This is a genomic window from Flavonifractor sp. DFI.6.63 (assembly GCF_024462255.1).
In the GTDB taxonomy this organism is placed as follows: domain Bacteria; phylum Bacillota; class Clostridia; order Oscillospirales; family Oscillospiraceae; genus Lawsonibacter_A; species Lawsonibacter_A hominis.
The window spans coordinates 115,741-138,160 of sequence record NZ_JANGBE010000005.1 but is presented as its reverse complement, the minus strand read 5'-3'; the positions used below and the strand labels follow the sequence as shown (position 1 = coordinate 138,160).

Genomic DNA, 22,420 nt, shown 5'->3' with positions numbered 1-22,420 from the left:
TACGGAGGGATTCCTTTGGAAGAAAACAAAATGGCGGTCATGCCGGTACGCAGGCTGCTGCTGCATATGTCATGGCCCATGATGCTCTCCATGCTGATCCAGGCCCTGTATAATCTGGTGGACAGCATGTTCGTGGCCCAGCTCAGCACCGACGGATTTGTGGCGCTGTCCCTGGCCTATCCGGTACAGACCCTGATGATTTCCATCTGCGTGGGGACCGGCGTCGGCGTAAACACCATACTCTCCCGCCGCTTGGGGGAACGCCGCCCCGCCGAGGCCAGCGCCGTGGCAATGAACGGCTACTTCCTCTACCTGTGCTGCTGGCTGATCTTTCTGATTCCGGGCGTGCTGTTCAGCCGCCCCTTTCTGGCGCTGTTCTCCGACGTACCGCAGGTCGTCGACTACGGCAGTCAGTACCTTGCCATCGTCACCGCGGGCTCGCTCGGCGTGTGTATGCAGTTTTCGGGGGAGCGGGTGCTCCAGGCCAGCGGAGACGCGGTGGGGCCCATGTGCATCCAGGGCATCGGCGCGGTGGTCAATCTGCTCCTGGACCCCCTGCTCATTTTCGGTCTGGGGCCGTTCCCCCGCCTGGAGGTGGCCGGGGCCGCCCTGGCCACCGTGATCGGACAGCTGGTCGGTATGACCGTAGGTCTGCTTCTGGTGCGCCGCAGCCGGGTGCTCGTCCTCCAGGCGCGCGGTTTCCGCCCCTCGCGTTCCGTCATTCTGGAGATCCTGAAAATCGGCTTTCCCGCCATGGTCATGCAGTCTCTGGCCACCGTCATGACCCTGGGGATGAATAAGCTCCTGTCCTTTTTCTCCGCCACCGGCGTGTTTATCCTGGGCGCCTATTTTAAGCTCCAGTCCTTCCTTTTCATGCCGGTCTACGGCCTCAACAACGGCCTGATCCCGGTGGTCAGCTTCAATTACGGCGCCAAAAAGCGCGAACGGATTACAGGCCTGATCCACTTTGCCCTGATCATCGCCGCAGGTCTCCTGGCGGCGGGCACGCTGCTGCTCCTGCTCGTTCCCGGCCCGCTGTTGGGCCTGTTCAACGCCGACGCCGCCGTCCTGGCCGACGGCGTGCCCGCCCTGCGGCTGGTATCCCTTTCCTTCGTGTTTGCGGCGGTAGGCATCATCTTCAGCTCCTCCTTCCAGGCCCTGGGCTGTCCCATGCTCAGTCTGATCCTCTCCCTGCTGCGGCAGGTGGTCCTTCTCCTGCCCGCAGCGCTGGTGCTGGGTCTGCTCGCCCCCCGCCTGATCTGGCTGTCCTTCCTCCTGGCCGAAGGTTTTTCCAGTCTGCTGGCCCTGGTCCTTTACCGCCGCCTCTACCGCACCAAGCTTGCCCGATTGGAGGAATAAGCCATGAAAAAGCTGCTGCTTCCACTGCTTTTGCTGTCCCTGCTTCTCTTCGGCTGCGCGCGGTCTCCGGTTCAGCCGGTCCCCGCGCCGGACACGCCAGGCCCCGCGCCTGTGGAGCCGCCGCTTCCCACCGCCGCGCCCGAGCCGCTTTGGTGGGAGGGCGTCACCGTGGACGACCTTCCCGCCGTACCCGCCGCGCCGGAGGAGATCCTTGCAGGCGCTCAGGCGTTTTATCTGCTCTCGGAACTGCCGGAACAGGACATCGCCCTGTATGGCTATGGCGGGAGCGTCCTGGAGGACGCCGACTTCTCCGGCGTACTTCTGCGCCGGGGCGATACCCTGACCCCCTTCGACCAGGCGTACCTCCCCGCGGTGGAACCCGTTCTTCCGGAGCTCTGGTGGGCGGATTTTGACGGAGACGGCGCATCGGAGCTGGCCGTCAAGTACATGATACGCAACCACACCCGCAGCCATGTGTTCGAGCTGCACTTCTATGCGCCGGAGGAGGGCGGCGGCTGGACCGACTGCGGACTCACCGACTCCGATGCGGACGCGCTGCTGGCCCAACAAGTGGCGTACGCCTACGATCCCGGCAGCCGTACCGTCACCGCCGCCTTACCGGATGAGCGCGTCTCCTACCGTCTGGGAGACCAGGATCCGGAGCCCGCCGGGGATGCTCCGCTCTGTTTTCTCGACCGGACCTTCTATCGCTACCGGGACGGAAGCTTTACCGGCGTGTATGGGACGGGGGTGCTCCTTCAGGGGCTGGGTACTCCGTGCTATTTTGCCTCCGTTACGGCCGACGTGCGCTACGACGGGGCCTCTGTTTCTCTGGAGCACTTACATCTCACCGCCTTAGGCGGCGTATAAGCGGCAGAAAAGGCGCGGCAATGCCGCGCCTTTTCTCAGCCTCAGTCCGTTCGATTCTGCCGCAGAAGCTGCTTCTCCCCGGTCATCCGCCCCTGCTCGCAGCGCTCGATCTTATCATTGAGCCGGTCCAGGGACGCCTGCAGATCGGCCATATGTGCCGCCAGTTGGTTCCGCTGCTCCGCCCCTGCGGGGGCTGGCCGACAGCAGTAATACGCTTTCCGACATTATGATTGCTCCTTCTCTGTTTTATCCGTCCCGTTTTGCGGCCGTTTCACGCCTGATACCAGCCCTGTCCGCCGGTGCACAGCAGGATCTGTCCTCCGTCCCGCTGCGCATGACAGATGTGCCAGTGGTTACGGCAGCCAGGCTCAAAGGTCACGCTGCCGATGGCTACGCCCTGCTCCGCCAGCATATTCAGATCGCCCCGGCCTGTAACCCCCCCGAAGGGGTTTGGCTCTCCCTGGGGAAACATCGCGCCGCCGCCGCCCTCTTCCATGGCGCCGCCTCCAGTTTCCGGATACAAATACCTTATCACTTAGAGCGCACTCCACGTCAAGCCTTTTTTCAAAAGCCGGCTCTTTCTTTTTCCATCCTCCCGATGTATAATAAGCAGCATGATAATCTCGGTTAAGGGGGTCGTTACTTTGGCCAAACCTGCCATCAACAAGGCCAAGCTCACCACTAAAACTTCTACCCGCATGTCTAAGAAGGGGCCCTTGACCCAGGACATGCTCAAAAAGATCGACGCATACTGGCGTGCGGCCAACTATCTCTCCGCAGGCCAGCTCTACCTGCTGGATAACCCCCTGCTTCGGGAACCACTCAAGCCCGCGCATTTGAAAAAGCACATCGTGGGGCATTGGGGCACCGTGCCGGGGCAGAATTTCATCTACACCCACCTGAACCGGGCCATCCTCCGCTATGACCTGGACATGATCTACGTCTGCGGTCCCGGCCATGGCGGAAACGCCGCGGTGGCCCAGACCTACCTGGAGGGGACCTACAGCGAGCTCTATCCCAATGTGAGCCAGGACGAGGAGGGAATGCGCCGTCTGTTCAAGCAGTTCTCCTTCCCCGGCGGCGTGGGCTGCCAGTGTGCTCCCGAGACCCCCGGTTCCATTAACGAGGGGGGCGAGCTGGGGTATTCCCTTTCCCATGCGTTCGGCGCGGTGATGGACAACCCCGACCTGATCGCCGCCTGCGTGGTGGGCGACGGAGAGGCGGAGACCGCTCCTCTGGCCGCTGCGTGGCACTCCAACAAGTTTTTGAATCCCGTCACCGACGGCGCCGTGCTGCCCATCCTGCATCTGAACGGCTATAAGATGGCAAGTCCTTCCGTCTTTGCCCGCATCACGCGGGACGAGGCAGAGGACTTCTTCAAAGGCTGCGGCTGGACGCCCCGCTTTGTGGAGGGCGGCAGCCCGGAGCAGATGCACCAGAGGATGGCCGCGGCTGTGGACTGGTCGATCCGTGAGATCCAGCGCATCCAGGTCAGCGCCCGGGAAAACGGGGAGACCGAGCGCCCCCGCTGGCCCATGATCGTTTTTTGCTCGCCCAAGGGCTGGACCTGCCCCGCCCGGGTGGACGGCATACCGGTAGAGGGTACCTTCCGTTCCCACCAGATCCCCCTGCCCATCGACCAGGACCACCCGGAGCATCTGCAGATGCTGGAGGACTGGCTGCACAGCTACCATCCGGAGGAGCTCTTCGATGCAAACGGCGCGCCCGCCCCTATCCTCCGCGCACTGATGCCTGATGGGGAACGCCGCATGGGGGCCAACCCCCACGCCAACGGCGGACTGCTGCTGCGGGACCTGCGCACCCCGGATTTCACCAAATACGCTCTGGACGTGCCCGCCCCCGGCGCGGTGGAGACGGAGGATATGGCCCAGTTGGGCCCCTATGTGCGGGACGTGCTCAAACTCAACGCCAAGGCCCGGAACTTCCGGGTCTTTGCCCCGGACGAAGCCCTGAGCAACCGGCTGGAGGCCGCCTTCCAGGCCAGCCCCCGCCGTTGGGACGCCCAGCAGCTGGAGGGGGACGAGCTGCTTTCCCCCGACGGGCGCATTATGGACGCCATGCTCTCCGAACACCTGTGTCAGGGCTGGCTGGAAGGCTATCTGCTCACCGGGCGGCACGGGTTTTTCAACAGCTATGAGGCCTTTATCCGCATCGTGGACTCTATGGTCTCCCAGCACGCCAAATGGCTGAAGGTGGCCTCCCAGCTGCCCTGGCGGCAGGATGTGGCATCGCTGAACTATGTGCTCTCCTCCAACGTCTGGCAGCAGGACCACAACGGTTTCACGCACCAGGACCCGGGCTTTCTGGACCATGTGGCCAACAAAAAGGCCGACGTGGTGCGTCTCTATCTGCCCCCCGACGCCAACTGCCTGCTGTGGATCTTCGACCACTGCATCAAAAGCCGGAATTACGTCAATGTCATGATCACCTCCAAGCACCCGCGCCCCCAGTGGCTGACGATGGACCAGGCGGTCAAGCACTGCACCCACGGCATCGGTATCTGGCAGTGGGCCTCCAACGACCAGGGCGCCGAGCCCGACGCCGTGCTGGCCTGCTGCGGGGAGACTCCCACGCTGGAGACCCTGGCGGCCGTGACGATCCTGCGCAAGTATCTGCCCGAGATCAAGCTGCGGGTCGTCAACGTGGTGGACCTGATGAAGCTCCAGCCCCATACCGAGCATCCCCACGGCCTGCGGGACGAGGATTACGACGCCATCTTCACCGCCGATAAGCCGATCATCTTCGCGTTTCACGGCTACCCCACCCTGGTCCATGAGCTGACCTACCGCCGCCGCAATAAAAACCTGCACGTGCGGGGCTACAAGGAGGAGGGGGCCATCACCACCCCCTTCGACATGCGGGTGCAGAACAACATCGACCGCTTCGATCTGGTCATCGACACCGTCAAGCGTCTGCCCCAGCTGGGCAACCGGGGCGCGTTCCTGATCCAGCTCATGCGGGACAAGCTGGTGGAGCACAAGCAGTATATCACCGCCCACGGCGAGGACATGCCCGAGATCCGGGACTGGAAATGGAACGGCGGGGCGGGTATTTGATCAATTCCTCCGCCATAGCGGTTACTCCCGCGCCTTTCTGCGCATACTAAGCGCTGAAGGAAAGGAGACTGCTTATGTATCAGGAAGGCTTCAACCCCATTGCGGAACTGCCCATGGGCTTCGGAATGGCGCTGGCCCAGTATCCCCAGGCCATGGCCTACTTTTCCGAGCTCTCCCCCGACCGGCAGCGGGATTTGATCGAGCATACCCACACCATCAACTCCAAGGACGAGATGCAGGCCTTTGTCCGCAGCCTGACGGGCGGGCAGTATGATTTCTGACGCCCCAGCGGGGCGGCGCAGCGGGACGTCTGGAAAAGGCCGGGGCCTTGGGGGACGCCCTCGCTGCGCCGCGCTTTTTTCTGTACATTTTCCCCCAGATCCGCTATAATAATGTCTGCTGAATAAACCGCCAAGCGATTTATTCGTGTTTCCACTGGAGCGCCGTATTGCTCCAGCGGAAGGTGCAAGGTTTTCCGGCTCATCTGCCAAAAACCCTGCACCGGAACAAAGCCAATTGGCTTTGTTCCGTATGCATCAGCATACCTCCATAGTAAGCTGGACAGGAGGGGTACTATGCCCATCGCCGTCAACGGCATCAACCATTTTGCCATCAGCGTGCCCGATCTGGAGGCGAGCATCGCCTGGTATGAGCGGATCTTTGGCTTTACCGTCATCCAACGCTCCGTGATCCCCGGCATCGACGCGAAGGTCAGCCATATGCAGGGCCCCGGCTTTCAGCTGGAGCTTTTCCAGGTCCCCGGCGCCCATCCTCTGCCCGCCGGGCGCAGCGTTCCCAATGCGGATCTGATGACCCACGGAAACAAGCACATGGCCCTGGGCGTTGTGGACGGCCCCAAAGCCAAGGCCGAGCTGGAGGCGCTGGGCGTATCCATCGTCAAGGTCGCCGAGATCGACGGCACGTACGACGTATTCATCACCGACAACGCCGGCAACCTGATCGAGGTCTTTGAGGAAGGCCCGCGGTAATATGCACGCGGGCCGGAAACGGCGCCCGGCCCTGTTCCGATCTGCCAAGGCGCCCGTTTTCCCCTGCCAAAAGATCGTAAAAGCGCCCCGCCCCCATCCTCCGAACCGAAGCGGAGGAAAGGGGGCGGGGCGCTTTTCAGGCGTTCCGGCCGCGGCAGGGCGTCAACGCGGTCCCGAGCGCTTCTACGGTTTGGGGATGGCGTCCAGCTCCGCCTGGGCGCGGGCCAGATCGTCCGGGATGGGGATGCCCTGGGGGCAGAGCGGAACGCACCTGCCGCAGCGCACGCAGTTTTTTGCCTTGTCCTCCTCCCCGAAATTCACATGCCAGGGCCGCCAGGCGGAGGCGCCGTTTTGGGTCTTGGCCGTCTGATTCCACAGTCGGAAATTTTCCGGGATATTCACTCCGGCAGGGCAGGGCATGCAGTAGCGGCAGCCGGTGCAGCCGTTTTTCACCCGCGCGCGCAGGGCCGCGGCCGTCTCCTCCACCAAGGCCAGTTCCGCCTGCGTCAGGGGCTGGAACCGGGTAAAGGTGGCCGCATTGTCCTCCACCTGTTCCAGGGTGCTCATCCCGCTGAGAACGGTGAGCACATTGGCGCGGCCGGCCGCCCAGCGCAGGGCCCAGGAGGCCATCGACGCGCCCGGACGCGCCCGCCGCAGCCGGGCGGCCAGATCCTCCGGCAGATCGGCCAGCGCGCCCCCTTTCACCGGCTCCATGATCACCAGCGGCACCCCCAGCTGCTCCGCCAGCGCATATCCCCGCTCGCCCGCCTGGATATCCGTATCCAGATAGTTGAACTGGATCTGGCAGAAATCCCATTTCCGGAAACTCAGGATCTCCTCGAAGACGTCATACCCGTCGTGGAACGAAAACCCGAAGCGGCAGATCGCCCCTTCCCGCTGCTTTTGGACACACCAGTCCACCACGCCCAGCTCCACCATCGCTCGCCAGCGGTCCCGGTTGAGGGTATGCAGCAAATAGAAGTCAAAGTGATCCGTATTCAGCCGCTCCAGCTGAGTGGTGAAGAAGCGCTGTGCGTCCTCCAGGGACTCCACCTTCCAGGTAGGCAGCTTGGTGGCCAGGTAATAGCGCTCCCGGGGCACGTCCGCCAGGACGCGGCCCAGGACGCGCTCGCTCTGCTCCTCATGATAAAAATAGGCGGTGTCGATGTAATTGACCCCCGCCTCCAGCGCCCGGCGGAGCATGGCGGCGGCAGCGTCCTCCTGTACGCATCCCGCATCGTCCGTGGGAAAGCGCATGCAGCCGAAGCCCAACAGGGAGACCCTGGCATCCAGCGCCGGCCAAGTACGGTATTCCATAAAAACTCCTCCCGCTCGTCTTCGTCGTCCGCCAAACCGGCGGCCATTGGGGCGCACAACGGCAAAACGGCCGTCATCCGACGCCGTTTCGGTTTTGAAACAGGCGCTAACGCCGCCGGGATACCGCGAAATGCGGGGCGCTTCTCGGTATCCGGCCCCCTTCGCGGCGGAAGGCCGCAGGGCGGGCGCGAACCGTGCCGGTCAAAGCGGTATAGCAGCCGTATCGCGGCTATTATACCACAGCGCTTCCCGCCCGTCCACCGGCACCTTTGGCGGCTTTCGCCGTAAAATGGGCAGAGGAGGTGGCGAAATGGCATGTACATCGGGCCCTTCCGGAGAAGCGCTTCTGGTCATCGCCGCGCTGGTATCCTTCCAGCTGGCCCAGGACCGGTCCAACGATGAGCTGGGCGTACTGGCGGCCTTTTTCACCGTGCTGGGGGACAATCTGGCGCTGATCGCCGCCCGGCGCGCGGCACAGGAAGCCTGCTGCCTGGAGGCCGGCGCCGCGGCGGATACGGACACGGATCCCATGTAAAGCTTTCGTAAATCCCATTGATATCCGCCCGGAAAGCGCGTAAACTAAGGCGAATGCAAACCAATCCGAACAAAGCGAGGTGCTTTCCATGAAATGCGGCATTGCGGACGTAGGCTCCAACACCATCCGGCTGTCCATCTACCGCTGGGAGGGGACGCAGTTCAAGCTGCTGCTGAACAAAAAAGTGATGGCCGGGCTGGCAGGCTATATCAAGGACGGCGCGCTCTCCGACAGCGGCATCCTGGTGGCCTGCCGGACGCTGGCCGGGTTCCGCGCCCTGCTGGATAACTTCGGCCTCCATGACCTGTACGTCTTCGGCACCGCCTCTCTGCGCAACATTGTCAACACCGAGGACGCTGTGCAGACCATACGGGAGGTGACCGGCCTGACCGTGGAGGTCCTCTCCGGCGCGGACGAGGCCGCGCTTTCCTTCCAGGGCGCCGCCGCGGGAGGCGGCGCTTCTTCCGGCCTGCTGACCGACATCGGCGGCGGCTCGACGGAGCTTGTGGCCTATGACGGCGGACGCATCTCTTCCGGCTGCTCGCTTCCCATGGGTTCCTTGTCCCTGTACACCAGGTATGTGGCGGGCCTCTTCCCCACCCGGGAGGAGCGCCGCGCCATTCGGGAGCAGGTGGAGGCCGAGCTGGAGCGCGCCAGGACCGCCAAGGTCCGGTGCAGGCACCTGACCGGCGTGGGCGGCACCATACGGGCCGCCGCCAAGCTGTGCAACGACCTGGCCGGAACGGACCCGGACAACCGGATCATCCCCGCCGGAGAGCTGCAGACCCTTTACAAGGGGCTGAAAAAAGGGGACCGGGACACGCTTCGGCAGATCCTGCGCTCCGCGCCCGACCGGGTGCATACCATTCTGCCGGGCCTCATCATTCTCAACGCCGTGATGAAGTCCTATGGGGTCGAGACCGTCTCGGTGAGCGCCTGCGGCGTGCGGGAGGGTTATCTTATGAACCGTGTGATGGGGGTAACGCAGCATGACTAAAGCCGTGGATACGCGCTATACCCAGGAGCGGGAGCTCTCCTGGCTGAAATTCAACGAACGCGTGCTGGAAGAGGCCACCGACGAATCCGTGCCGCTGTTTGAACGGCTGAAGTTCGCCGCCATCTTTACCAGCAATCTGGACGAATTTTTCATGATCCGGGTCGGCTCCATTTACGACATGACCCTTTCCAGGCAGGCGCATGTGGACAGCAAGAGCGGCCTGACCCCCACCGAACAGCTCCAGGCTGTGTGCCGGGCGGTACCGCCCCTTTACAAGCGCCGGGACAAGACCTTCGCACAGCTGGAGACGCGCCTGCGCTCCTGCAATATCTGCAGCCTGGGCGTGGAGGAACTGGACGTGAAGGGCCGCAAGCAGGTGGAGCGCTGGTTTCGGGATTATGTGGCTCCGGTGCTCTCTCCCATGGTGGTGGACGCCCATCATCCCTTCCCCCACCTGCCTTCCAAGGCCCTGACGGTGGCGCTCTCCCTCCGGCGGGAGGGTCAGTCCTGCTTCGGGCTGGTGCCCATACCGAGGGCGCTTCCTCCCTTCCTGCGTCTGGAGGAGCGGGGCGTACGCTATGTGCTTACGGAGCAGGTGGTCCTGTTTTATGCCGAAACGCTCTTTGATACCTACGAGGTGGAGTCCAAATGCGTCGTGGCCGTTACCCGCAACGCCGATATCAGCCCGGAGGACGAGGATTACGACGTGGGCGAGGACTTTCGGGTACACATGCAGAAGGTGCTGAAAAAGCGCGCACGCCTCTCCCCCGTCCGTCTGGAGATCCAGGGCGAAGCGGGCCAGGCCCTGACCGACTTCCTCTGCCGCCGGCTGGAGCTGTCCCCCGCCCAGGTCTTCTCCTCCCGCGCCCCTTTGGCGCTGGGCTACGTGTACGCGCTGGAGACGCTCCTGCCGCCGGAGACCGTCGCCGCGCTGTGCTATCCCAAGTACACGCCCCAGTGGCCCCGGGAGCTGGTGAAGGGCGAGCCGCTGATCCCGCAGATCCTCCGGCGGGACGTGCTGCTCTACTACCCCTTCCATACGATGGAGCCCTTTTTAAAGCTGGTAAAGGAAGCCGCCGCCGACCCCGCGGTGCTCTCCATCAAGATCACCATCTACCGGCTCTCTTCTACCGCCAAGCTGGTGGAGTACCTGGCCGCCGCCGCAGAGAACGGGAAGGATGTGACGGTCCTCATGGAGCTGCGGGCACGGTTCGATGAGCAGAACAACATCGCCTGGGCAGAGCGGCTGGAGGAGGCCGGGTGCACGGTGCTCTACGGCTTTGAGGGATACAAGGTCCACTCCAAGATCTGTCTGATCACCCGGCGGGAGCGCTCCCACATCCAATACATCACTCAGATCGGTACGGGCAACTACAATGAGAAGACGGCCAGGCTCTACACCGACTTCTGTCTGATGACCGCCCAGAGCGCCGTCGGCGCCGACGCGGCGTCCTTCTTCCAGAACATGGCCACATCCAACCTGGAGGGCACGTATCACCACCTGTTGGCGGCGCCCAGCAGCCTCAAGCCCAGGCTGCTGGAAAAGATGGAGGAGGAGATCGCCAAGGCCCGTCAGGGGATCCCCGCCCACATTTTCATCAAGGTCAACTCCGTGACCGACCGCCAGCTCATCGACAAGCTGGCCGAAGCCAGCCAGGCGGGCGTAGAGGTGGTGATGAACGTACGGGGCATCTGCTGTCTGCGCCCCGGCGTGAGCGGCCTGACCGACCATATCCGGATCTTTTCCGTCGTGGGGCGCTTTCTGGAGCATCCCCGCGTGTTTGCCTTCGGTACGGGCGAGGACGCCAGTATGTATATCGGCTCGGCCGATTTTATGACCCGCAATACCGAACGGCGGGTGGAGATCGCCTGCCCCGTCCTCGACCCGGCCATCCGGCGGCAGATCGCCCATTATATCACCCTGCTCTGTACCGACAATGCAAAAGCCCGGCTGCTGGGTCCCGACGGGAGCTATTCCCCCATCCCGAGACCCGAAGCAGCGCCCGTCCTGGACGCTCAGGCGACCATGATGGCCGAGGCCGTGACGCAGGCTCAAGAGGCCGCCGCCCACCCGCCTGTTTCCCAAGAGCGCCGCCGCGGCCTGCTGGAACGGCTGCTGGCACGGCTGAAATAAGAGTCATGCGCCCATAGCCCACCCTTTCAGGCAGGTCTCCCCGCCCGCCCTTGCGTCCACAGAAATCGGTAAGAACAGGGGCGGCACGCCTGCCGGCGCCCCTGTTCCCGCCGGGCGGCATCGCCCTTCCCGGCGCTGCTGCCCGTCACTCATTCAAACACCATCGTGGCAAAATAGTCCTCCGGAGTCTCGGCCCGGCGGATCAGCCGTACCCCGCCGCCGGCCTGGAGCAGAAGCTCCGCCGAGCGGAGCTTGCCGTTGTAGTTATAGCCCATGGAAAATCCGTGCGCGCCGGTATCATGGATGACCAGCAGATCCCCCCTGTCGATCCGGGGGAGCATACGGTCCACGGCGAATTTGTCGCAGTTTTCACACAGGGAGCCCACCACGTCGTACTTATGGTCGCAGGGCGCGTCCTCCTTGCCCATGACGGTGATGTGGTGGTACGCCCCGTAAATGGCGGGGCGCATCAGGTTGGCGGCGCAGGCGTCCACGCCGATATACTCCTTATAGGTGTGCTTGGCGTGGATCGCGCGGGTGACCAGGCACCCGTAGGGCCCCAGCAGGAAGCGGCCCAGTTCGGTGCAGAGGGCCACGTCCCCCATCCCCGCAGGCACCAGGATCTCTTCATAGGCCTTCCGCACGCCTGCGCCAATGACCGCAATGTCGTTCTCGCTCTGGTCGGGGCGGTACGGAATGCCCACGCCGCCGGAGAGGTTGATGAACCTCACGTCGGCCCCCGTCTGATCCCGCAGCTCCACCGCCAGCCGGAACAGGATGGCGGCCAGGGCCGGGTAATACTCGTTGGACAAGGTATTGGAGGCCAGAAACGCATGGAGCCCGAAGCGCTTGGCCCCCATGCTCCTGAGCGTTCGAAATCCCTCAAAGAGCTGTTCCCGGGTAAAACCGTACTTGGAATCCCCCGGCGTATCCATGACCTGGAAGCCCTCCTTGCTCTCCCCCAGGCGGAACACGCCGCCCGGATTAAAGCGGCAGGAGATGGTCTCCGGGATAAAGCCGATGGTCTGCTTCAAAAAGTCGATGTGGGTGAAATCGTCCAGATTGATGGTGGCGCCCAGCCGGGCCGCCAGCGCAAACTCCTCCGCCGGGGTCTCATTGGAGGAGAACATGATCTCACGGCCGGAAAAGCCGCATTTCTCCGCCAGCATCAGTTCGGTGAGCGAGGAGCAGTCCACGCCGCACCCCTCCTCCCGCAGCAGCTTCAGGATCGCGGGGGTGGGCGTGGCCTTGACGGCAAAATACTCCCGGTACCCCGGGTTCCACGCAAACGCTTCCTTCAGCCGTCGGGCGTTCTCCCGGATTCCCTTCTCATCATAGAGGTGAAAGGGCGTGGGATAGGCCTGCGTGATGCCTTGGAGCTGCTCCAGCGTAACGAAGGGCTTTTTCATAGGGCGTTCACCTTACCTTAGTAAAACAAATGGTAAATTCAATTTTACCGGACCGGCACGGACCCTGTCAATCCGCAGAAGCTCCAACCCCGCCCCCGCTTTCGCGCTTTCTTTTGGTAAAGTAACAAATCCCGCAAATTTCCCCTTGCCATATCGCGCGATTTCTGCTAGTATAGAGCAGACTTTAGAGTGGACGGAGGCGGGCAGACGTGAACAGGACTGCAGTGTGTATGAAACTGTTTCCCGTTTTCCCCGCGTTTTGTTCCGTTTGATGGGCAATTGCTTTTCCTTTGGGAAGGGTGATTGCTTTTTTTCTGCACAAGCGCCGTCCACGGGATATGAGAGAGGAGAAAACTATGGGAAAGAAACACATCACCGGAAGCGAACCGATCTATGACGCCCGCCGGCTGGGCCTGCCCAGGATGCTCATTCTGGGCCTTCAGCACATGTTCGCCATGTTCGGCGCCACCGTCCTGGTCCCCATTCTGGTCCAGGGCTACGGCCTGCCCCTGTCCATCCAGACCACTCTGTTCTTCGCCGGAATCGGCACTCTGTTCTTCCACGTCTGCACGAAAATGAAGGTGCCCGCCTTCTTGGGCTCCTCCTTCGCCTATCTGGGCGGCTTTGCCGCCGTGGCGGCCCTGGACACCGGCAAATACGCCGGAATGGACCCGGCCGTCAAGCTTCAATATGCCTGCGGCGGCATCGTGGTCGCCGGATTGCTGTACGTCATCCTGGCCGCCATTATCAAGCTGGTGGGCGTCAAGCGGGTCATGCGCTTTCTCCCCCCTGTGGTCACCGGCCCCATCATCATCCTCATCGGCCTGAACCTGGCCCCCTCCGCCGTGACCAACGCCTCCTCCTGCTGGTGGCTGGCCATCCTGTCCATCGCGGTCATCGTGGTCTGCAACATCTGGGGCCGCGGCATGATCAAGATCATCCCCATCCTCCTGGGTGTGGTGGTCCCCTATCTCGTGGCCGTGATCGCCAGCGCCATGGGCGCCACCGCCCTCAATGCCGCCGGCGAGGTGGTGCCTCTGATGGACTTCTCCTCCGTGGCGGCCTCCCGGATCCTTGGCTTCCAGCCCTTCATCACCGACTTCGGCGGCTCGATCGCCAAGTTTGACGTGACCTCCATCCTGGTCATGGCTCCCATCGCCATCGCCGCCATGATGGAGCACATCGGCGATATGTCCGCCATCTCCGCCACCGTGGGCCAAAACTTCATTCAGGACCCCGGCCTGCACCGCACCCTCATCGGGGACGGTATCGCCACCTCCCTGGCCGGCCTGTTCGGCGGCCCCGCCAACACCACTTACGGGGAAAACACCGGTGTTCTGGTCCTCTCCCGCGTGTATGATCCCAAGGTGGTCCGTCTGGCCGCCCTTTACGCGGTGATCCTGTCCTTCTCCCCCGCCTTCGCCGCCCTGGTCAACTCCATCCCCACCGCCATCATCGGCGGCGTATCCTTCATCCTCTACGGCATGATCTCCGCCATCGGCGTACGCAACGTGGTGGAAAACCGGGTGGACTTCACCAACTCCCGCAACCTGATCATCGCCGCCGTCATCCTGGTGTGCGGTCTGGGCTTTTCCAGCGGTATCACCTTCTCCATCGGCGAGGCCCATGTGACCCTGACCAACCTGGCCATCGCCGCCATTGCCGGCATCGCGCTCAACGCCATCCTGCCCGGCAAGGATTACGAGTTCGGCGCCGACGTGACCGAGGGCCGCTCCGGCGACTTTGGACGGTATTGATCCGGCCCGGCCCAAAGCGGCGGCCGCGCGCTTCCGGTTTTCAGCGAGTGCCCTGCCTGTACAGGCAGGGCACTCGCTGTGTTCCTCCGCACGCCGGTCGCTTCTTCCGCATTCCAACCTTTTCTGACCTTATTATATTTTTAAAATCTGGCATTTGAAGTATAGTCAGTTCCCGGATATAATGGGGTCCGAAGAATTGAGATGGGAAGTGCTTCGTCATGAAAAATCGCCGCATGAGCGCCGTTTCTCTGGCTGTCCTGGGAATGATGACCGCTCTGGTCTTTGTCAGCAATTATCTGCGCATCATCCTGCCCATTGCCATCGGCGGCAAAACCTCTTTTACCCTGGCCAATATCATGTGCTGTCTGTCCGGCCTGCTGCTGGGCCCTGCAGGCGGGCTGGCCTCCGGTCTGGGCTCCGCCCTGTACGACCTGACCAACCCTCTTTTTGCCGCCGAGTGCTGGATCACCTTTCTCACCAAGGGGATCATGGGCCTGGCGGCCGGTTGGGTCCTGCGCAGCGCCGCCCATCGGGAGGCTCCCCGCTATCCCCGTTGTCTGGCCGGCGCGGTATGCGGCTGCATCGCCTATTACGTGCTCTACTTTTTCAAGTGCTTCGCATACGACGGCCTGCTGGTGGAGGGGCTTCCGCCTGCCGTTGCCGTGGGCATCCTGCCGCTGAAGGTCCCCGCCTCCCTGTTCAACGCCGCCGTGGCCATCCTCATCGCCCCGCCCCTGTGCCTGGTCATCCGCGCCGCCCTCAAGCGTGCGCACCTGAAAATCGCCTGAAGGCAGAGAACTCCCCGCGGGCGGCTGGCGCCGCCCGCGGGGAGTTCTCTGCTCATTTGCACAATCCGTACTCCTGGGCCAGCCTGCGGAAGACCGGCAGGGCCTTTTCCACCCGTCCGGTATCCACGCAGAAGGCCACCCGAAGATAACCGGGGCAGCCGAAGGTGTCGGTCGGCGCCACCAGCAGGTCATACTTCATGGCCCGCTTGGAAAAGGCCATGGAATCCAGGTCCGGGGCCTGGAAGATCAAATAGAAGGTGCCGTCCGGCTTGACGCAGGTATACCCCATCTCCGTCAGCCCGCGGTAGAGCCGGTTGCGGTTGGTCTCATAGACGCTCAGATCGGCGGTCAGGCCGTCACAGGCGGCCGCCACATGCTGGAACAGGCTGGGCGCGTTGATGTACCCAATGCCCCGCCCGGCGCCGGCCACGGCGGCGTACACGCGGGCCCAGTCCTCCACGCTCTGGGGCACCAGCACATAGCCGATGCGTTCGCCGGGCAGGGAGAGGCACTTGCTGTAGGAGTAGCACACCAGAGTGTTCTCATAATAGGCGGGCAGCCAGGGTACCTCCACCCCGTCGTAGACCACCTCCCGGTAGGGTTCGTCGGAGATCAGGTAAATGGGATTTCCAAACTCGCTGCTTTTGCGGTGCAGCAGATCAGCCAGCCCCCGGATGGTGGCGGCGGGATAGACCACGCCCGCGGGGTTATTGGGCGAATTGATCAGGATGCCTTTCGTATTGGGCCCGATGGCGGCCTCGATGGCGGCCAGGTCCAGATCAAAGGTGCCGGGCGCGGCGGGAACCTCCACCGCTTTCGCCCCGGCGCTCTCGATGAATACCCGGTATTCGGTGAAATAAGGCACGATGACGATAAACTCATCCCCCGGCGTATGCAGGCCGAACAGGCAGCAGCACAGGGCGGCGGCGGCGCCCACGGTCAGATACAGCTCGTCCCCCGTGCAGAACACCCCGAAGCGGTGGGTCAGCGAGGCGGCGATCGCGTCCCGGCAGCCCTGGTCGCCAGGGGCGCTGGTATAGGCGTGGACACTGTCGTGCAACGGCCCGTCCAACACGGCCCGGATGGTGTCGTTCACCTTGGCCGGGGGCGGCACGCTGGGGTTGCCCAGGGAAAAGTCCAATACGTTCCCCGCGCCCACGACCTTGGCCCGGCGCTTTCCATGCTCGAAGATCTCCCGCATGATGTTGCGGTTCATCCCCAGCTTTACCATATGTTCCGAAACCATACTTTAAGCTCCCTTGCTTCTCTTTCCCCTCAGGCGCTTTTGCGCTTTAAAGCGGATAAGCGCATTGTAGCACGAATTTCCCCGGTTGACAACCCCTTCGGAAAGACGTAGAATAGGGAAGGCAAGAATTCCTGCAAAAAATATTTTAGTAGGAGTGGATCGACATGGATGAGAAGAAATACACCTCTATGATTCGTCTGCGCATGTCTGCAAAGGACGCCCACTACGGCGGCAATCTGGTGGACGGTGCCCACATGGTGCACCTGTTCGGCGATGTAGCCACCGAGCTGCTGATCAAGTGCGACGGCGACGAGGGCCTGTTCTGCGCATATAACAACATCGAGTTCAAGGCGCCCGTGTATGCCGGTGATTTTATCGAGGCCTACGGCGAGATCACCCACATCGGCAATACCTCCCGCAAGATGAAGTTCGAGGCCCGCAAGGTGGCCGTTCCCCGCCCCGACATCAGCGACTCCGCCGCCGATTTCCTGGACGAGCCCATCGTAGTGGCCATTGCTGAGGGCACCTGCGTAACGCCCAAGAAGTGCCAGCGGAAAGAACCCTGATCCCTGTTACATCCATTGGAAAGCGGCCCGGCGCTGATGCGCCGGGCCGCTTGTCTCATTTCAGGGCCGGGGCGCCGGGTCTGCCCCGGCTTCACGGACGCGCCGCTCCAGCACCTTGGGGATGATGCGCAGGAACAGGCAGGTGGTGACGCTCGCGGCCACAGCGTCGGCAATGGGCTCGGACAGGAAGGTCGCTTCCGCCGAAAACAGGGCGGGCAGCAGCAGCAGCCCCGCCAGGAAGACCGACTTGCGGAACAGGGAGCAGAACAGGGCCAGCCGTACCTGGCCCAGAGCGGTGGTCTCATCCACCAGAGGATACTGGACGGCCAGCGGGATGATCATGGCGGTGAACATCTTGATATACCGCACCGAGCGTTCGATCAGCTCCGGGCTTTGGGTAAACAGCCGGACAAAATACGGGGACAGCGTGTGGGTCACAAGCGTCATCCCCACACAGAATGCCAGGCACAGCCCCACGATCGACTTCATTGCCTGCCGGATCCGGTCGGCTCTGGCCGCGCCGTAGTTGAAGCTGATCACCGGCTGGGTGCCCAGGGTCAGGCCGCCCATGGGCATGGTGATGAGCAGCAGATAGCTCTGCACGATGGTGGCGCAGGTAATAAGGGCGTCCCCCAGCTCGGCCCCGCCGTAGCGCTGGAGCACCGTATTCAGGACGATGAGCAGGATGCTGTCGGTGGCGATGATGAGGAAGGGCGACAATCCGAACGCCAGCACACGCAGCATGATGGACCGGGAAAAGCCCCCCCAGCGCAGGGGGACGGGCATCTTCGGCCGCAGCAGGGCGGTCAGCACGAAACCGCAGGAGGCCATCTGGGAGAGCACCGTGGCCAGGGCCGCACCGGCCACGCCCAAATCCAGTCCAAACATAAAGAGCGGGTCCAGTACGATATTGAGCACCGCCCCCAGCACCACTGTGGCCATCCCAAGACCGGAGAACCCCTGGGCGATGAGGAAGCTGTTCATCCCCGCCGCCATCAGGGCAAAAAAGGTGCCTGCGGTGTAGATCGTCAGATAGGTGTCCGCATAGCCGAAGGTATCCGCGCTGGCCCCGAACCACAGCAGCAGCTGCTCCTTGCTCAGCAGGAACAGGGCCGTGAGGGCGCCGGAGAGCGCCAGAAGCATCAAAAAGCAGTTGGACAGGACCCGCCCCGCCTGTTTGGGATTGCCCTCCCCCATACGCATGGCCAGAATGGGCGCGCCTCCCAGCCCCACCAGGGTGGCAAAGGAGGAGAGCAGGGTCACGATGGGGCCGCATACCCCCACGCCTGCCAGGGCCAGGTCCCCGATGACCGGGAGATTGCCGATGTAGATCCGGTCCACGATGCTGTAAAGCACGCTGACCAGCTGGGCCAGCATGGTTGGAATGGCCAGCCGGCACACCAGCGGGAACACAGGATCACGGCCCAGGTCATTGGTTCGTTTCATCGCATGATTCGCCACCTTTTGTACGCAGTCCAGCCGATTATACCCCTTTTCCTTCGCCGCGTAAAGGGCGTCTTTCCGTTAGCACTCTTCAACTACGAGTGCTAATGTTTACAATTTGGCCACAATTACGTGTATATTTGTTCACAAAACGGCCCTATACTAAACATCAGAAAAAGAGATTCAGCGGGCCGTATGGCCCCGGAAAGAGGTTGAACGCCATGCTTTTGTTTCGTGTTTAGCACTTGATTCAATTATTTGCTAATCTATTTTCCCAACAAATCAACTGGAAAAGGAGAGTTTTTTATGTTTGGTATGCTTCCTTTCGAACGCAGCGACGACAATCTGTTTGACACCTTTGATAACTTCACCCGCAATTTCTTCCGCAGCAGCAATGCCAGTCTGCCCGCCTTCCGCACCGACATCCGCGACGACGGCGACAAATTCGTCCTGGAGGCGGAGCTGCCCGGCTTTGAGAAGGAGGATATCTCCCTGGACGTGAAGGACGGTATCCTGACCATCACCGCCGCCCATCAGGAGCACAGCGACCAGAAGGACGGCAAGGGCAGCTACATCCGCCGGGAGCGCCGGTACGGCTGCTTCACCCGTTCCTTCGATATCACCGGCATCGATGAGACCGCCATCACCGCCGCCTATAAAAGCGGCATTCTGGAGCTGACCCTGCCCAAGACGGTTCCCGCCGTGCCGGAAAGCCGCCGGATCGCCATCGAGTAACCTGTTGCGCGCTATCCCCAACCGGAACCTTACGGAAACGGGGCGCCGGCGGGGGGCCGGCGCCCCGTTTCCGGTTTTTTCAATTTCGTTTTTCGAAAGGACGTGACGCGATATGAACGCGCAGAACTATACCCAAAAATCCCTGGAGGCCGTACAGAACGCCCAGGCTCTGACCACCGAATACGGCAACCAGCAGATCGAGCAGGCGCATCTTCTGCTCGCGCTGCTCGCCGATGAGGGCGGCCTGATCCCGCAGCTGCTGGGCAATCTGGGCCTCACGGTCCCCTCCCTCACCGCCGCGGTCAAAGCGGAGGTGGAAAAACTGCCCCGGGTCTCCGGTTCCGGCCGGGAGCAGGGCAAGCTCTACGTCTCCGCCGGGGTCGACAAAGCTTTGAGCACGGCCGAGTCCATCGCCGCCGGCATGAAGGATGAATACGTCTCGGTGGAGCATTTGCTGCTGGCGCTGGTCGATACCGCCGACCGGGCGCTCAAGGAGCTCTTCCGCACCTATAACGTCACCCGGGAGGGCGTCCTTCAGGCGCTGACCAATGTCCGGGGCAACCAGCGGGTCACTTCCGACCATCCGGAGGAGACCTATGACGCGCTGAAAAAGTACGGTTCCGACCTGGTGGAGCGGGCCCGGAGCAGCAAGCTGGACCCGGTCATCGGCCGGGACGACGAGATCCGTAACGTCATCCGCATCCTCTCCCGCAAGAGCAAGAACAACCCCGTGCTCATCGGCGAGCCCGGCGTCGGCAAGACCGCCATCGCCGAAGGGCTGGCCCAGCGCATCGTGAAGGGCGACGTGCCCGCTTCTTTGAAGGACAAGACCATCTTTGCCCTGGATATGGGCTCCCTGATTGCGGGCGCCAAGTACCGGGGCGAGTTTGAAGAGCGCCTGAAGGCCGTTTTGAACGAGGTCAAAAAATCGGAAGGCCGCATCGTCCTGTTCATCGACGAGCTGCACACCATCGTGGGGGCCGGCAAGACCGAGGGCGCCATGGACGCGGGCAATCTGCTCAAGCCCATGCTGGCCCGGGGCGAGCTGCACTGCATCGGCGCCACCACCCTCAACGAATACCGCCAGTATATCGAGAAGGACGCGGCGCTGGAGCGGCGCTTCCAGCCCGTCCTGGTGAACGAGCCCACGGTGGAGGACACCATCGCCATCCTCCGCGGCCTGAAGGAGCGCTACGAGGTCTATCACGGCGTGAAGATCCAGGACGGCGCCATCATCGCCGCCGCCACCCTCTCCAACCGCTATATCACCGACCGCTTCCTGCCCGATAAGGCCATTGACCTGATCGATGAGGCCTGCGCCATGATCCGCACCGAAATTGACTCCATGCCCACCGAGCTGGACGTGATCCAGCGGAAGATCATCCAGCACGAAATCGAAGAGGCCGCCCTGAAAAAAGAGGATGATACCCTGTCCCAGGAGCATCTGTCCGAGATCCGGAAGGAGCTGGCCGAACTGCGGGACGAGTTCAACGCCAAGAAGGCCCAGTGGGAAAACGAAAAAAACGCCATCGGCAAGGTCCAGAAGCTCCGCGAGGAGCTGGAGGCCGCCAACGCCGCGCTGGAGAAGGCCCAGCGGGAGTACGACCTGAACCGGGCCGCGGAGCTGCAGTACGGCAGGATTCCCGAGCTGAAAAAGCAGCTGGAGGCCGAAGAGGCCATCGCCAACGAGGGCAGAGCCCGCTCCCTGCTGCGGGATAAGGTCACGGAGGAAGAGATCGCCCGCATCATCGAGCGCTGGACCGGCATCCCGGTGGCCAAGCTGATGGAGGGCGAGCGGGAGAAGCTGCTCCACCTGGAGGACATCCTCCACCGGCGGGTCGTGGGTCAGGACGAGGCCGTGCGCCTGGTCAGCGAGGCCATCCTCCGCTCCCGGGCGGGGATCGCCGACCCGGACCGCCCCATCGGCTCCTTCCTGTTCCTGGGCCCTACCGGCGTAGGCAAGACGGAACTGGCCAAGGCTCTGGCCGAAGCTCTGTTCGACAGTGAGAAGAACCTGGTGCGCATCGACATGAGCGAATATATGGAGAAGTTCAGCGTCTCCCGGCTCATTGGCGCCCCTCCGGGATACGTGGGCTACGAGGAGGGCGGCCAGCTCACCGAGGCGGTGCGCCGCCATCCCTATTCCGTGGTGCTGTTCGACGAAGTGGAGAAGGCCCACCCCGACGTGTTCAACGTACTGCTCCAGGTCCTGGACGACGGGCGTATCACAGACAGCCAGGGCCGCACGGTGGACTTCAAGAATACCATCATCATCCTGACGTCCAACCTGGGCTCCCAGTATCTGCTGGACGGCATCGACGCCGGCGGGGAAATTACCGAAGCGGCCCGGAAGGCCGTCACGGAATTGCTGCATCACTCCTTCCGTCCCGAGTTTTTGAACCGGTTGGACGAGATCGTTTTCTATAAACCCCTGACCAAGGAGAACATCACCCGCATCATCGACCTGCTGACAGCCGAGCTCAACGGCCGCCTGGCGGAGAAACAGCTCACCGTGACCCTTACCGACAGCGCCCGGCGCTTCATCATCGACAGCGCCTACGACCCCGCCTTCGGTGCCCGGCCCCTGCGCCGCTTCGTGCAGCATACGGTGGAGACGCTCATCAGCCGCAGGATCATTGCCGACGAGGCCGCTCCCGGCGAGACCCTCACCGTAGACTGTGTGGACGGCCAGCTGACCGTTTCGTCCCATACCGTGCTGCGGGGCGAAGTGGTGGACGCATAAGCGTCCGCTCAGGTTTGCTCCATCGGTCAAAACCGCCGCGGGGCTCCGGATTGATTCCGGAGCCCCGCGGCGGTCTTGCGGCCCATCGTTTGGGGCGGATCGGGAAGGGCTGCGGGAAGGGGCAGCCGATCCCGTTCAGATGTCCAGATCCAGCAGGTACGAGCTCAGGCCCTTGCCGTGCATATCCACGGACAGGGAGCGGGTCACGCCGCCGCCCAGGGCGGCGTACATGACGAAGTTGAGCGCGTGGATGTTGGGCAGCTCATAGCGGACCACTTCGCCCTTGACGATGCCCTTGAAGTGCTCCTTCACCCGCTCGGCGGTGACCTTCTCCTTGAGCATCTCATAATCCTTGCCGTCATAGGCGATCAGGGACACGTTGGAGATGTTGCCCTTGTCACCGGTACGGGAATGCGCGATATCCCAGAGTTTCATGATGCATCCTTCCTTTCTGT

Annotated in this window: 19 protein-coding genes; 13 read left to right on the top strand and 6 right to left on the bottom strand. The window is 62.7% G+C overall.

Features of this window, described 5'->3' with window-relative positions; genetic code table 11:
* Nucleotides 1-15: 15 nt before the first annotated feature.
* Together NE547_RS04395 and NE547_RS04390 are read left to right on the top strand one after the other, a co-directional pair.
* Entirely contained in the window at nt 16-1,359 is a 1,344-nt protein-coding gene (locus tag NE547_RS04395; RefSeq protein WP_256174880.1) for an MATE family efflux transporter, read from the top strand.
* 3 nt (nt 1,360-1,362) lie between these two features.
* On the top strand, nt 1,363-2,229 hold the full coding sequence (locus NE547_RS04390) for a hypothetical protein (RefSeq protein WP_256174879.1): 867 nt from the start codon (nt 1,363-1,365) through the stop codon (nt 2,227-2,229).
* 271 nt (nt 2,230-2,500) lie between these two features.
* Here the strand turns inward: NE547_RS04390 and NE547_RS04385 are convergent, their stop codons facing one another.
* Nucleotides 2,501-2,725, bottom strand: a complete 225-nt coding sequence (locus NE547_RS04385) for a hypothetical protein (protein WP_256174878.1) — start codon at nt 2,723-2,725, stop codon at nt 2,501-2,503.
* Between the two features lie 202 nt (nt 2,726-2,927).
* Here NE547_RS04385 and NE547_RS04380 point away from each other — a divergent pair, with 202 nt between their 5' ends.
* The 3 genes from NE547_RS04380 (at nt 2,928) to NE547_RS04370 (ending at nt 6,295) form a co-directional block, all read left to right on the top strand.
* Nucleotides 2,928-5,306, top strand: coding sequence for a phosphoketolase (locus NE547_RS04380; protein ID WP_186907690.1), 2,379 nt, complete (start codon nt 2,928-2,930; stop codon nt 5,304-5,306).
* A 74-nt stretch (nt 5,307-5,380) separates the two neighbouring features.
* A complete protein-coding gene (locus NE547_RS04375) occupies nt 5,381-5,587 on the top strand; it encodes a YdeI/OmpD-associated family protein (RefSeq protein WP_256174877.1) in 207 nt (68 codons plus the stop codon).
* A gap of 294 nt (nt 5,588-5,881) precedes the next feature.
* Nucleotides 5,882-6,295: a VOC family protein gene (locus tag NE547_RS04370; protein ID WP_256174876.1), complete on the top strand. Its 414-nt coding sequence runs from the start codon at nt 5,882-5,884 to the stop codon at nt 6,293-6,295.
* A 183-nt stretch (nt 6,296-6,478) separates the two neighbouring features.
* Here NE547_RS04370 and NE547_RS04365 read toward each other — a convergent pair whose 3' ends face one another.
* Nucleotides 6,479-7,612, bottom strand: coding sequence for an aldo/keto reductase (locus tag NE547_RS04365; protein WP_256174875.1), 1,134 nt, complete (start codon nt 7,610-7,612; stop codon nt 6,479-6,481).
* 310 nt (nt 7,613-7,922) lie between these two features.
* On the opposite strand from NE547_RS04365, the gene NE547_RS04360 reads away from it, so the two are divergent.
* From NE547_RS04360 to ppk1, 3 genes are all read left to right on the top strand, one after another.
* Nucleotides 7,923-8,147: a DUF6774 domain-containing protein gene (locus tag NE547_RS04360; protein ID WP_186907658.1), complete on the top strand. Its 225-nt coding sequence runs from the start codon at nt 7,923-7,925 to the stop codon at nt 8,145-8,147.
* Nucleotides 8,148-8,235: 88 nt separating this feature from the next.
* Entirely contained in the window at nt 8,236-9,144 is a 909-nt protein-coding gene (locus NE547_RS04355) for a phosphatase (protein WP_186907657.1), read from the top strand.
* A complete protein-coding gene (gene ppk1 / locus NE547_RS04350; protein WP_256174874.1) occupies nt 9,137-11,278 on the top strand; it encodes a polyphosphate kinase 1 in 2,142 nt (713 codons plus the stop codon). Before NE547_RS04355 ends, ppk1 begins: the two co-directional genes overlap by 8 nt.
* Before the next feature lie 149 nt (nt 11,279-11,427).
* Here the strand turns inward: ppk1 and NE547_RS04345 are convergent, their stop codons facing one another.
* Nucleotides 11,428-12,687 (bottom strand): diaminopimelate decarboxylase, encoded by a 1,260-nt coding sequence (locus NE547_RS04345; protein WP_186907655.1) that lies wholly within the window; start codon nt 12,685-12,687, stop codon nt 11,428-11,430.
* A 356-nt stretch (nt 12,688-13,043) separates the two neighbouring features.
* Between NE547_RS04345 and NE547_RS04340 the strand changes: the two genes are divergently transcribed.
* Both NE547_RS04340 and NE547_RS04335 read left to right on the top strand, forming a co-directional pair.
* Complete coding sequence (locus NE547_RS04340) at nt 13,044-14,444, top strand: uracil-xanthine permease family protein (protein ID WP_186907654.1); 1,401 nt, start codon at nt 13,044-13,046, stop codon at nt 14,442-14,444.
* A 218-nt stretch (nt 14,445-14,662) separates the two neighbouring features.
* A complete protein-coding gene (locus NE547_RS04335) occupies nt 14,663-15,232 on the top strand; it encodes an ECF transporter S component (RefSeq protein ID WP_186907653.1) in 570 nt (189 codons plus the stop codon).
* Between the two features lie 52 nt (nt 15,233-15,284).
* Here the strand turns inward: NE547_RS04335 and NE547_RS04330 are convergent, their stop codons facing one another.
* Nucleotides 15,285-16,478, bottom strand: a complete 1,194-nt coding sequence (locus NE547_RS04330) for a pyridoxal phosphate-dependent aminotransferase (protein ID WP_256174873.1) — start codon at nt 16,476-16,478, stop codon at nt 15,285-15,287.
* A 164-nt stretch (nt 16,479-16,642) separates the two neighbouring features.
* Here NE547_RS04330 and NE547_RS04325 point away from each other — a divergent pair, with 164 nt between their 5' ends.
* Nucleotides 16,643-17,044, top strand: a complete 402-nt coding sequence (locus NE547_RS04325) for a hotdog fold domain-containing protein (protein ID WP_186907651.1) — start codon at nt 16,643-16,645, stop codon at nt 17,042-17,044.
* A gap of 60 nt (nt 17,045-17,104) precedes the next feature.
* Here the strand turns inward: NE547_RS04325 and NE547_RS04320 are convergent, their stop codons facing one another.
* Nucleotides 17,105-18,490 carry an MATE family efflux transporter gene (locus tag NE547_RS04320; protein ID WP_256174872.1) on the bottom strand — a complete coding sequence of 462 codons (1,386 nt, stop codon included), beginning with the start codon at nt 18,488-18,490 and terminating at the stop codon, nt 17,105-17,107.
* Between the two features lie 303 nt (nt 18,491-18,793).
* Here NE547_RS04320 and NE547_RS04315 point away from each other — a divergent pair, with 303 nt between their 5' ends.
* Together NE547_RS04315 and clpB are read left to right on the top strand one after the other, a co-directional pair.
* Nucleotides 18,794-19,222: an Hsp20/alpha crystallin family protein gene (locus NE547_RS04315; RefSeq protein ID WP_186907649.1), complete on the top strand. Its 429-nt coding sequence runs from the start codon at nt 18,794-18,796 to the stop codon at nt 19,220-19,222.
* A gap of 112 nt (nt 19,223-19,334) precedes the next feature.
* Nucleotides 19,335-21,965, top strand: coding sequence for an ATP-dependent chaperone ClpB (gene clpB, locus NE547_RS04310; RefSeq protein WP_186907648.1), 2,631 nt, complete (start codon nt 19,335-19,337; stop codon nt 21,963-21,965).
* Nucleotides 21,966-22,100: 135 nt separating this feature from the next.
* Here the strand turns inward: clpB and NE547_RS04305 are convergent, their stop codons facing one another.
* Nucleotides 22,101-22,400 carry a hypothetical protein gene (locus NE547_RS04305; RefSeq protein ID WP_186907647.1) on the bottom strand — a complete coding sequence of 100 codons (300 nt, stop codon included), beginning with the start codon at nt 22,398-22,400 and terminating at the stop codon, nt 22,101-22,103.
* Nucleotides 22,401-22,420: the final 20 nt, after the last annotated feature.

Bases quoted from the DNA above. Each gene is read 5' to 3' on its own strand.
- NE547_RS04390 (WP_256174879.1), top strand. From the start codon at position 1,363: ATGAAAAAGCTGCTGCTTCCACTGCTTTTGCTGTCCCTGCTTCTCTTC.
- NE547_RS04340 (WP_186907654.1), top strand. From the start codon at position 13,044: ATGGGAAAGAAACACATCACCGGAAGCGAACCGATCTATGACGCCCGC.
- NE547_RS04320 (WP_256174872.1), bottom strand. From the start codon at position 18,490: ATGAAACGAACCAATGACCTGGGCCGTGATCCTGTGTTCCCGCTGGTG.
- NE547_RS04330 (WP_256174873.1), bottom strand. From the start codon at position 16,478: ATGGTTTCGGAACATATGGTAAAGCTGGGGATGAACCGCAACATCATG.
- NE547_RS04325 (WP_186907651.1), top strand. From the start codon at position 16,643: ATGGATGAGAAGAAATACACCTCTATGATTCGTCTGCGCATGTCTGCA.
- NE547_RS04315 (WP_186907649.1), top strand. From the start codon at position 18,794: ATGTTTGGTATGCTTCCTTTCGAACGCAGCGACGACAATCTGTTTGAC.
- NE547_RS04380 (WP_186907690.1), top strand. From the start codon at position 2,928: ATGTCTAAGAAGGGGCCCTTGACCCAGGACATGCTCAAAAAGATCGAC.
- NE547_RS04360 (WP_186907658.1), top strand. From the start codon at position 7,923: ATGGCATGTACATCGGGCCCTTCCGGAGAAGCGCTTCTGGTCATCGCC.
- NE547_RS04345 (WP_186907655.1), bottom strand. From the start codon at position 12,687: ATGAAAAAGCCCTTCGTTACGCTGGAGCAGCTCCAAGGCATCACGCAG.
- NE547_RS04305 (WP_186907647.1), bottom strand. From the start codon at position 22,400: ATGAAACTCTGGGATATCGCGCATTCCCGTACCGGTGACAAGGGCAAC.
- NE547_RS04370 (WP_256174876.1), top strand. From the start codon at position 5,882: ATGCCCATCGCCGTCAACGGCATCAACCATTTTGCCATCAGCGTGCCC.
- clpB (WP_186907648.1), top strand. From the start codon at position 19,335: ATGAACGCGCAGAACTATACCCAAAAATCCCTGGAGGCCGTACAGAAC.
- NE547_RS04375 (WP_256174877.1), top strand. From the start codon at position 5,381: ATGTATCAGGAAGGCTTCAACCCCATTGCGGAACTGCCCATGGGCTTC.
- ppk1 (WP_256174874.1), top strand. From the start codon at position 9,137: ATGACTAAAGCCGTGGATACGCGCTATACCCAGGAGCGGGAGCTCTCC.
- NE547_RS04335 (WP_186907653.1), top strand. From the start codon at position 14,663: ATGAAAAATCGCCGCATGAGCGCCGTTTCTCTGGCTGTCCTGGGAATG.
- NE547_RS04355 (WP_186907657.1), top strand. From the start codon at position 8,236: ATGAAATGCGGCATTGCGGACGTAGGCTCCAACACCATCCGGCTGTCC.
- NE547_RS04365 (WP_256174875.1), bottom strand. From the start codon at position 7,612: ATGGAATACCGTACTTGGCCGGCGCTGGATGCCAGGGTCTCCCTGTTG.
- NE547_RS04385 (WP_256174878.1), bottom strand. From the start codon at position 2,725: ATGGAAGAGGGCGGCGGCGGCGCGATGTTTCCCCAGGGAGAGCCAAAC.